This is a genomic window from Paenibacillus sp. FSL H3-0469, assembly GCF_038051945.1.
Lineage (GTDB): Bacteria > Bacillota > Bacilli > Paenibacillales > Paenibacillaceae > Paenibacillus_AQ.
Genome location: NZ_CP150302.1, coordinates 6,875,554 through 6,885,546, shown reverse-complemented (window position 1 = coordinate 6,885,546; position 9,993 = coordinate 6,875,554). Strand labels below are relative to the sequence as shown.

General features: G+C 45.7%; 10 protein-coding genes. 4 read left to right on the top strand and 6 right to left on the bottom strand.

The window, feature by feature from the left end; genetic code table 11:
• Positions 1-704: 704 nt before the first annotated feature.
• The gene (locus NSS83_RS29870; RefSeq protein ID WP_341347071.1) at positions 705-881 is read left to right on the top strand and encodes a hypothetical protein; all 177 of its coding nucleotides are present in this window, start codon (positions 705-707) and stop codon (positions 879-881) included.
• Between the two features lie 552 nt (positions 882-1,433).
• Here the strand turns inward: NSS83_RS29870 and NSS83_RS29865 are convergent.
• Together NSS83_RS29865 and NSS83_RS29860 are read right to left on the bottom strand one after the other, a co-directional pair.
• Positions 1,434-2,021: a hypothetical protein gene (locus tag NSS83_RS29865; protein ID WP_341347070.1), complete on the bottom strand. Its 588-nt coding sequence runs from the start codon at positions 2,019-2,021 to the stop codon at positions 1,434-1,436.
• A 103-nt stretch (positions 2,022-2,124) separates the two neighbouring features.
• Entirely contained in the window at positions 2,125-3,531 is a 1,407-nt protein-coding gene (locus NSS83_RS29860; protein ID WP_341182742.1) for a transposase, read from the bottom strand.
• Positions 3,532-3,875: 344 nt separating this feature from the next.
• Between NSS83_RS29860 and NSS83_RS29855 the strand changes: the two genes are divergently transcribed.
• Positions 3,876-4,352: a hypothetical protein gene (locus NSS83_RS29855; RefSeq protein ID WP_341347069.1), complete on the top strand. Its 477-nt coding sequence runs from the start codon at positions 3,876-3,878 to the stop codon at positions 4,350-4,352.
• Here NSS83_RS29855 and NSS83_RS29850 read toward each other — a convergent pair.
• Both NSS83_RS29850 and NSS83_RS29845 read right to left on the bottom strand, forming a co-directional pair.
• Positions 4,349-5,164, bottom strand: a complete 816-nt coding sequence (locus tag NSS83_RS29850; RefSeq protein WP_341347068.1) for a class I SAM-dependent methyltransferase — start codon at positions 5,162-5,164, stop codon at positions 4,349-4,351. The two genes, NSS83_RS29855 and NSS83_RS29850, sit on opposite strands and share 4 nt — an antisense overlap.
• Before the next feature lie 33 nt (positions 5,165-5,197).
• Entirely contained in the window at positions 5,198-5,992 is a 795-nt protein-coding gene (locus NSS83_RS29845) for a hypothetical protein (RefSeq protein WP_341347067.1), read from the bottom strand.
• 124 nt (positions 5,993-6,116) lie between these two features.
• Here NSS83_RS29845 and NSS83_RS29840 point away from each other — a divergent pair, with 124 nt between their 5' ends.
• Positions 6,117-7,307, top strand: a complete 1,191-nt coding sequence (locus NSS83_RS29840; protein ID WP_341347066.1) for a pectin acetylesterase-family hydrolase — start codon at positions 6,117-6,119, stop codon at positions 7,305-7,307.
• Positions 7,308-7,350: 43 nt separating this feature from the next.
• A complete protein-coding gene (locus tag NSS83_RS29835; RefSeq protein WP_341347065.1) occupies positions 7,351-7,968 on the top strand; it encodes a helix-turn-helix domain-containing protein in 618 nt (205 codons plus the stop codon).
• Here the strand turns inward: NSS83_RS29835 and NSS83_RS29830 are convergent.
• The gene (locus tag NSS83_RS29830; RefSeq protein WP_341347064.1) at positions 7,943-9,301 is read right to left on the bottom strand and encodes a HAMP domain-containing sensor histidine kinase; all 1,359 of its coding nucleotides are present in this window, start codon (positions 9,299-9,301) and stop codon (positions 7,943-7,945) included. The genes NSS83_RS29835 and NSS83_RS29830 overlap by 26 nt on opposite strands.
• Positions 9,298-9,975: a response regulator transcription factor gene (locus NSS83_RS29825; protein WP_341347063.1), complete on the bottom strand. Its 678-nt coding sequence runs from the start codon at positions 9,973-9,975 to the stop codon at positions 9,298-9,300. The genes NSS83_RS29830 and NSS83_RS29825 overlap by 4 nt, the downstream gene beginning before the upstream one ends.
• Between the last annotated feature and the right edge of the window lie 18 nt (positions 9,976-9,993).

Sequence of the window (9,993 nt, the reverse complement as noted above, 5' to 3'; positions counted from 1 at the left end):
AAACAATACAACTAAACCAACACGGATTAATACCTTTAACTTGATATCTGCTTTTTCATTCAAATTTTCCACCTCGCAAGATTTGACATCTGGAAATTCATTACCTCTCAGCACCATTAATACCATCCATTAAAGCTATATGCGTTTAATGACTCTCAAGAAGAAACACGTTCCAAAATGACTGTGACAGCATTAGCCTCCGAGAAAAAGCCTCCATCTCGACTACTAGGTTTGGTGAAGATTTGATACTATTTCGCCAAAAGGTTAGCTAATTAGGCTGAGGATAGCACCCCAAATTTAAGCGGAGCAATGTCACAGCGTCGGACTAACCTAGCATTAGCATGGCATAACGCCCTCTCCTTTTTACAATATGCTTACTCAATATCATCGCCCTTCGTTGAGTGCAGTTCCCCAAATTTTCATTTACTCACAAAATTTAACCTTCAATAATTTGAACTAAAAAGGTAAATATCCTTTTAATGTAATCATCGGTAATGTGAAGGATAAATTGAAGAGTATAACTCCGAGTTAATGAGAATAATTCCCAGGAATAGATGAGAGAGAAATAAGACACCATTTTTTTGTATTTTCTTTTCATTATATTAGGATATTTCTTTTTATAATTACTCATTCCATGTTTATAATATACTTTTGTCGTCTTCACTCTTTCCGATGTACACACCAACAAGGAGTTGATCCATACCATGGTCTATGACCACTGCCAGATTCAGCGCAGCCAGCGCTTCCAGCCGATCCTGCGCTTCGGCAATCTGACCTTCCGCAACCGCCTGTTACGCAACAAATGGACGGTGTACCAGACCTTCTCCCAGAAAAGCCGGTTCCGGCCGCATCTGCTTGAGACCGCTCAATCCCCACACTAATGAGTACTATAATCGTCTCCATACTCAAGTCCAACAAGTAACTGAAAGATAAGCGAACCGATTCGGGTCAAACAGCGAAAACGTAAAGGACATGATCTGTCCTCACCTGAAAATCCCTATAAGGATCAGCCCTAATATAGTTATTTCTCGGGAAATTTTAGTAACTATAGTGCCATAACGAAAATTAATTGGACAATTAAGTAAAAAGCAGGCAGTGATATTATCAATACAATAGAGCAACTGTCAAATTTCAAATCTATAAAATTGGAACTTTCAGTCTCTCTTTCTCTGCTTTCATTAAAAAAAATAAAAACCCAATACTCGGGACAGGCGGGTTGACTACCCATATTATGTTATTACAAAATACCCAAAGAGTTAGCTCAGCAAAGACTGTTACCTTCGAATGAATTTCATCAAAAACATTTTTCAGAAACACATACGCGGTAAGGGCCAAATCCTCTGGTGTGAAAAGTTAATTCAGGATGCTGCCGTAGAGGTGGTTGCAGAGCAGCGTTACAACGGCCACTATAAATACCTCTTTTATGTAATTAATTATTTAATATCCTTCCCTAAATACTCACATATTTCATAAGGTTCACAGTAGCTAACGCTTTTATCTATATTTATTACGAAATCTATCAGCAATCTTTCATTACTATTTTCGAAAATTTTCAACCTGACATCTTTTCCATATGTTAAACCAAGTAATTTGTCGACATCTTTTTTCTTAATCTCTTCATTGGTAGTTTTATTCACTACGACAACGTTAATATTTCTTATCTCCTTGAACCTTTCCCTACTTTTATTAACATCAACTGAATACGGTAGTTTTTCTTGTTCCAACATTACCTCTACTTTTTCAACAAACTTGTCATTGTTCGAAATGCTAATGTTAGAAAGTTCACGCTGTACTAAGGATTTTGATTCGATGATCCAAGGTGCAAGGAAAAAAAAGAGAAACGTAGTCCCGAAACAAATAAGAAGTAAAAGTGGTAATTCTTTTTCTAATAGGTGTTTTGCAAAAAAAAGATAGGCTATGATACATAACAACAAAAGGGTAGCGTAAAAAAATAAAGAATCATAGTGAGTTACTGTAAATAGATTGCCACCACCAATAGAAAAGGCAATCCCTATAACCAAAAACCAAATACCTACACCAATGGCTGCACTTAAGAGTCAATTTCATAATTCAGTTTGCTAAATAGCAAGATTTGGCCAAAATCTAAAATCAATTTTTAAAAAATCAGGCTACTTGCTGGGAGTCTTTCAACTGTTGGTTCAACTTGTCTAACGCAAACTTGCTCAAATTGTACGCGAGCGTACTGAGCTGGAAATCGACACTTGCCCGGACACCGCGGTGGCGTGTGCGTTTCAACCCGAAATACTCTTTGAGATAGGCAAATACACGCTCCACGGCCGTCCGCTTGTTGTATAGCGTGGTAAAACTTTCGCTGCCTCTGGCGGGATAGGTATGCAAACGCAAATCCGTTTGGATGCGAATTTTAAACACTTTTTGGCAAGAGGTACCGGACAGCGCACAGCCTTGGCATTCACTAGGCCGGGTGTACTTCAGGGTCTCATATTTGGCCTCAAAACTGTCGTAACGGTACGCATGCCCTTGAGCGCACACCGGCGTGTAATCCAGATTCATTCCCGCAGGCGGGTCTTTGTGGTGAATCAGAGAAATCGCAGGATAGGCGCCGAGCGAATGAATCAACTGGTAGATTGCCGCGCAGTCGTAGCCCTTGTCGCCCAAGATATGCTTGACCTTTAGCATGGGAAACTTCAGGAGCAGGCCTTTGAGAAGGACGACCGCCATACGCTGGTCATTCGGATGGGCTGAACTCCAGAGGCCGCTTAGGATATACTGGCTGTCCGTGTCGACCAGCAGATTCGCCTTGAACCCGTAATAGCTGGTCATTCGGCCCTTCGTATTTTTCTTGTCACAACGCGCAGCATGCCGGGGCAACGCGGTCAGCAGTTCATCGTACGTGTAGGGCAACATCGCTTCAATGGTTTTCTGGAACGGTCCGAGACTTTGTTCATAAGCTTCCATTTCCTCGCGCCGACGTTCCTTTTCCGCCGGGGACGGACGACCAGGCTTGCTATACCTGGGTTTCTTCAGCGGCTTGTTCACCGTCTTCGGCTCAGGCTCGGAATGTTCGAGCTGAAGTTGTTCAGCCACCGGAGCTTCACCTTTCTTTTGCTCCCGGCGAGCCGCACGACGCTTGGAGGCCGATTCGCTAAATTGGCAATCCCACGCCTCGACCATGGAGGAATCCACAGCAAGATGGGTGCCGCTCACAAACCCTTCTTCTAGGGCAGATGTGACTAGGCGATCCTGCAGTTGTTCCAGCATTCCCGTTTGCTCCAGCGCATGAATCAAACGAGAATAGGAGGCCTGGCTGGGAATGTTGTCCGAGCCCGTAAACCGGCACTGGACTCGAAATTCGTTGCTATGATTCAATCGCCGGACCAAGGCAGAGACAAACTCGATGTTCTCCATTTTAGCAATCAGCAGCGAGTAGATCATGGCAGGTACGTTTAATTTTTCAGGCCGTCCGCGATGGCTCTTTTTCCCCAGTGCGAATAGAACTGGAGCTAAATGTAAGTGTTCAAAGATTTGGCTGTATTTATCTTCCGGAGCCATCTGGAGCAATTCCTCAAAGGAAAACAGTTCTTCTTGTCGAATAGAATAGATAGGGATTACCTCTTTTCTTCTCGGGTGTTGGTTTCGTCGCCTATAACTTCGAGAATTTGGGGAGGTACTCCTTTTTCTATGCTCAAAAAAACCAGATATAGCAAGGGTTTTGAATTATGAAATTGTCTCCTTAAGGCAACAAAAATTAAACTCGTTTTCATGGTATTCTCCTTTGGCGAGGTTACTAGCCAACCAATTATTAGGCTTTAATTGAAATTTTTCCCTTCACTTAGAATTATCGGATTCTCCCTATTAATCGTGTATATTAATGTTAAATTCCGGAGGTGAACAAATTGAAAAAGACACTTTTCCTACTGATACCATTGCTATTATTGCTCCTTGTATTCTGCAGCACTAATAAACGCAATCCGAATCTTTATCTTATTCCAAACAATTATGTGGGTTGGGTGCAAATTATTTATAATCAAGAGGGGTTTAAGGCTATCGAACAGGATAACGGAAGAAATATTTTTACCATTCCTGAATCTGGAGTATTAAAAACATCCACTCCCGATGTTGAATATGGGATATCTTTCGAAGAATTCTACTACTATGATGAACAAAATAAGCAGCAAAAATTAGATACCGATCAAATGATCCACCGTCACACTATAGGCAACGGCGAGTCGGTTAGTAATTCCGGTAAAATCGAGGGGCCTACGGTGCAGCGATTTTTTGTAGGAACAGAAGCCGAGCTTCAAAATCATCCTGCTCCTGACTATCCTGTTGAACTAATGAAGCCTACTTCGTCTAATGGTGAAAGACCTTAAACTCTTTGATATTGAAATAGAATATTTCGATTGGTGATACGCATTGCTCCCGAACGTTCAAGAGTTTCTTGTAAATAATCGCAGAGTTCATTGAACCTGTCGGTTAGGATACGTAACTGATCTTCACTAAAATAGGATGCCACATATAAAATGAGCGGCGCGGCCGATTGTATGACAATATCATTTTGCAATACGTATTGGGCTGTTACCTTAAAATATTTGCTGAGGATATCCTGGCCATTCTCCAGGTTGAAATTCTTAACGGCTTCATTAAAAAAAGACAGTCTGTCGTCAAACTCCAGTATCAGCTGCAAAAGTTCTCTATAATTGTTGGCGCTTACAGTTGAGGCATAGGCCGTTCCATTAGGAACCAATACGCGGTTGATTTCAGAGAAAATCTTCTTGTGGTCCTGAAAATGGTACAGCAGGTGATTCGCAATCAAAACCTCAAATGAATGGTCCGGCCAAGGCATCTTCTCTGCATCTACGATTTCATATTGAAACCGCCCTAGCGGATCATGAATATTCCCTTTTGCCGTTTCTATCATCCCTCTTGAGGCATCAGTCAAGACAATTTCTGATCTATGTGGAACTTCACTCAGTTTTTTCGCCCACAACACACCGGTTCCGCAACCGATTTCTGCAATCTTCAGACCGTCGGTAAGTCCCAAATGCTCAAATACCCATTCATGCCAATCCTTCTTATGTTCACAATACTGATACAGTTGTATTCTTGCATTCAAGCGGTTTTCGTTGGAGTACTGGTCTTCAGAAAATTTTTGGACATGAGAAAATAATTCATCTCTGTTCATTAACTGTATGCACCTCCCATTTTCTCTTTTCACTTACTTAAGCAGTTCACTCAAACTCTCAGGATTAAATACCCGCTCCTTCCCCTCTGCATCAACCATAGTAATTTGCTCAGGCGGATTCTCCAGACTTTTTCCCCTCACTACAAGCTGCCCTTCTCCTTCAATTTCATACTTTCTGATATACACTCCTGAACCGATATCTTCGAAAGCATACTGGTCAAAATCCTTCCAATGCAGTGAGGCTGCTTTTTCGGATAAGCTCTTTATTTCATTAATTGGAATATAGCCGCTTACGCTTATTTCGGGGCCATACGTCTCCTTCCAATGCTCAAGCCACTGCGAATACTCCAACCCCTTGATCTCTTCCAGTGTCTTCCCTTCAATCGAATACTCGCCGCCTGCCACCACAAGATTCTTGGTTGTGCTTAGCGGCGCAGAGCTGCCTCCTATAACCTCGTGATCCACTACCATCACATTGGCAAATACTTTGTACTCGTCTGCAGGATATTCCTGCGCCAGCGGATGATTCTCCACTATGAATTGATAGGTTGTGATCTCCTTCCCGAAGTAAGTGCTAGCTTCCTGCTCTTGTACTGCCCAGAGCTGCATATCATCCAGACTCTCGAGCCTCTGCGGCTCCAGTGTATATCTTAAACTCACCCCTTCAGAGGCAACGATGGTATAGCCTAGCGCTTCAATATAACCGGCGGCGGTCTGTTCATCAGTCTGTTCCCTAGGAATGTTCTGGTTATTGCTACAGCCAGCCATAGCCAGCAGCACGAGACCTAGAACAAAGGATACAACTGCATATGTAGTTGGTTTTTTCATGTAGATAATACTATCATAAAATACTTTATTTAGGATGTAGAAACAAAGAAATTGCCAATCATATAATTACACACCTTGTATAACCAATATACCAATTGTATACTCAAATTAAAGGAGCGATGATATGCGAAAAATAAAGCGAATCACGTTAATCACAGGGATAGGATTGCTAAGCCTGATTGGGATCGCTGTTCTTGCGGTCAATGCTTTTGTAATTCAAAGACCGGTCACTACAACCCCTGTCATCGCAGAAGTGAAGCCCTACGAGTGGAATAAAGTGAAGCTGGGCGGGAATACCCTTTCCAGTGATGGATCGGAGTATTTCATGTGGACTAAGAGCGGTGAGAGCAACAACTGGATCATCTTCTTTTCCGGTGGCGGGGTCAGCTGGGATGCCCGGAGCGCTGCACATCCTATTAAGCTTATGAACTTTATTAAAGGTGGAGATACAGGCAACTATTTCGCTGACATTCCGTTCTATATGCTGACTTTGCTGGGCGGGATGATGGATACGGACAACCCGGATAATCCTTTTCACGGCTGGAATGTGGTTTACCTCCCTTATTCAACAGGTGACTTCCACATTGGTAACCGCACTGTTACGTATCCACGGGAGGACGGCAGCACCTTCACCATGCGGTATAATGGGCGTACTAATGTGCGCAGCAGCCTTGACTGGATCTATGCGAACGTGGCTAAGCCCGATAAACTGCTGATTGCAGGCGAGAGCGCCGGCGGATTCGGGTCAGCCTTCTGGGCGCCCGAGATTGCTTCACATTACCGGGATGCTGAGATTTTTCAATATGCGGACAGTTCCTTCCTGAAGTCAGACAAGTGGCCGCAGGTGATGGAGCAGGAATGGGACTCGGATTTCACTGCAAACTTCGGGTATGCGCCGGAGACAGATATCATCGGGGCTGCTTTTCGTGCGAATGGCCGGTTGCTGCCTGCCGGTACGGTGCTTTTACAAGCCTATTCGGTATATGATGAGATTCTGATCCACTTCCAGAACAAGATTAACGGCTACAACGGGCCAAGGAATCAGAAGCTCATTAAGGAATGGTCGGAGGAAATGCGGCAATCGGTAGCTGCTCTGGCTGCCTCGGTTCCTAATTATTACTACTATCTGACTGACTACGGGCTGAATGCGGATCAGGGGACAACTCCGCACACTTTTTCCACCCGGGAGACCTTCTATCAGGCGGAGCAGGATGGGGTGAAGCTTGTGAAGTGGCTGGGGGATGCGGTTAATCAGCAGCAAAACTATTCGGTAGGCAGCAAGTTTCTGGAGTCGCCGGCAACCGCTCAGGAGTAGGTCCGGCAGTAGTATGTTCGCATGAAGACAGGAGAGAAGCTCATTGAATTTACGTGAAAAGCAGATGCTAGTGACTAAAGAGCTCATTAAGGAGGCCGCGCTGGGCCTATTCTGTGCTCAGGGGATTGAACGGACGGATATGGCTCAGATCGCCGGACAAGCCGGTGTCTCCCGCCGCACGCTGTACCTTCATTATAAGGACAAGGAAGCATTAGCTGCCCGGCTCTATGTGGATAATCTGGAGCGGATGTTTGGCAGGCTGCTGTTTGATTTTGATTTTGCCAGGCCTGTTCCGTCCCTGGAGAAGATTCTGGATCAATATCTGGCGCTTCGAGAGCATGAGGAGGCGTTGATTTATTATGATGCTATTTTTGGAGTGTACTATAGTACTCTAGCGAAGAATCCGGCGGAGCTGCCTGACTTCCAGAAAGCGATGGAGGTCTGGTATTCCCGGTACATCAACCTTGAGACAGCTTCAGTCGATCAGGATTATAAAAAGAAGTGGCTGGACCTTCTGCAGAAGTCCACCCACCTGTATTTCATGTATTTGCAAAAAGCCGTTATTCTAGCTCATCAGCGGGGCGGTATAGTTACAGAGGAAGACCGGGCAGCGGACCGGCAATTCAAGGAGTTCATTATGTCTGGCGTACGGGCAACCTGACGATAATCGTCGTGCCTTCTCCTGCCGCACCGTCTACCTCAATACTGCCCTGATGCAGGGAGACGATTTTTTTGACAATTGCCAATCCCAGACCGTTCCCGTTATTACTTCCGTTCCGCGACTTGTCTACGGTATAGAATCTCTGGAATACGGCGCCCTGCTCTTCCGGGGAGATTCCGATGCCATTATCGCTGATGGTGACCGCAACTTCTGCTGCACTATGGTCTATACGGATGCGGATCTTCCCGCCCTCAGGCGTGAACTTAATGCTGTTGCTTAACAGATTCATCCATACCTGCTTAAGCTGATCTTCATCTCCGGTCATATTAACTGCCTCCGGCAGCTCCAGATCAATGTTGAGGTTCTTGACGGACCATTGCGGCTCACAGGTCACCACAATCGTTCTGATCTGCTCGTCAAGCCTGAAGGAGACTGCGCTAAAGGGGTGATGCTCGGAATCCAGGGAAGCCAGCTTCAGCAGATTATCACTTAACCGGGACAGACGTCCGCTCTCCGCAATGATAATATCCAGATAGTCCTTGCGTTCCTCTTCCGCAATCAAATCATTGCTGTGCAGCGCCTTGGCAAAACCGGATATGGAGGTAAGCGGTGTCTGGATTTCATGGGAGACATTGGAGACGAAATCCTGTCTCATCTTCTCCAGCTGCTTCAGTTCCCCCGCCATCTCCACATAGCTCTGGGTCAGCTCCCCGATCTCGTCCACACGGTTCATTCGGAGATCCACTTCAAAATCTCCCTTGGCCAGTCTTCTGGTGGCATTCGTCAAAGCCTTGATCGGCTCCACCAGATATCTGGCAGCCACAACAATGCATATACTTCCCAGCACAAGCACGAGCAGCAGCACAAAGAGTACCAGCCGGTTGACAATATGCTCGTTCTCGGCAGAGTACTGCAGGAACATCGCGCGCCACTCCCCCTTGAGCATAAAGGGCATTCCGATAAACGTATCATTATCTTCCGTGGAGGAACGATAGACCTTTCCCTGCAGCACTTGCCGGACAGCATCGGTGGTGATGGTCACAGCCGGACTATCCGGGAGCCCGTAAAAGGTATGTTCTCCAGACGGATGATACAGGTGGATAGGATGCGCCGATACCTTAACCATACTATTCAGGAACTCGTCCGTATCTGTAGGCTTGGCGTCATCATAACGGTGAATGATCTCCCTGCCTACTGTAATCATCTCGTTCTGTCCCTCATAGCTTATTTGCTTCTGAAATACATACAAGCCGATGAAAAAGGAACAGATCAGACTAAAGACAATAATGCCGAGAAACGTGAGAATGATCCGCACATACAAGGTCTTGATCATGGCTCAGGGATCAGCCGGTAGCCCAGGCCCCGGGCGGTTTCGATTTGAAAACCCTCGCCGTTGCCGCTGAACTTCTCCCTCAACCGGCTGATATGTACATCTACAGTGCGCCCGTCCCCTTCATACTGGAGTCCCCAGACCTGTTGAATCAGTTGTTCTCTGGTGAAGATCTGTCTGGGGTGGCTGACCAGCAGAAACAGAAGATCAAATTCCTTCAAAGGCAGCGTGACCGGTGCTCCACTGCGTGTAACCTGGAAGGTGCGGCGGTTAAGCACCACGTTGCCGAGCTGCACAGACTGGGAAGTCACTACCAGTGAGCGCTTGAGCAAGGCTTTTACCCGCATCACCAGCTCCACCGGATCAAACGGCTTGGTCAGGTAATCATCCGTTCCGAGCTGAAACCCTTTGATTTTGTGGGCGGATTCCGCTTTGGCCGTCACCATGAGCAGGGGGAGATTGGCATCCGAACGCCTGATCTCCCTGCACAGCTCCCAGCCATTCAGTCCCGGCATCATAATATCCAGAATGACAAGGTCGATCTGCGAGTCCTCTATGAGAGATAAGGCCTTGGTGCCGTCCCCGGCTTCTTCGAGGCTGAACCCTTCTTTGCGCAGATATAGAGACATCAGCTTCCGGATATTATCATCATCATCCGCGATCAGTATAGTAGCCACGATCATCCTTCTCTCTTA

Coding starts and splice junctions, on each gene's coding strand:
- NSS83_RS29860 (WP_341182742.1), bottom strand. CDS start 3,531: ATGGCTCCGGAAGATAAATACAGCCAAATCTTTGAACACTTACATTTA.
- NSS83_RS29870 (WP_341347071.1), top strand. CDS start 705: ATGGTCTATGACCACTGCCAGATTCAGCGCAGCCAGCGCTTCCAGCCG.
- NSS83_RS29840 (WP_341347066.1), top strand. CDS start 6,117: ATGCGAAAAATAAAGCGAATCACGTTAATCACAGGGATAGGATTGCTA.
- NSS83_RS29830 (WP_341347064.1), bottom strand. CDS start 9,301: ATGATCAAGACCTTGTATGTGCGGATCATTCTCACGTTTCTCGGCATT.
- NSS83_RS29845 (WP_341347067.1), bottom strand. CDS start 5,992: ATGAAAAAACCAACTACATATGCAGTTGTATCCTTTGTTCTAGGTCTC.
- NSS83_RS29850 (WP_341347068.1), bottom strand. CDS start 5,164: ATGAACAGAGATGAATTATTTTCTCATGTCCAAAAATTTTCTGAAGAC.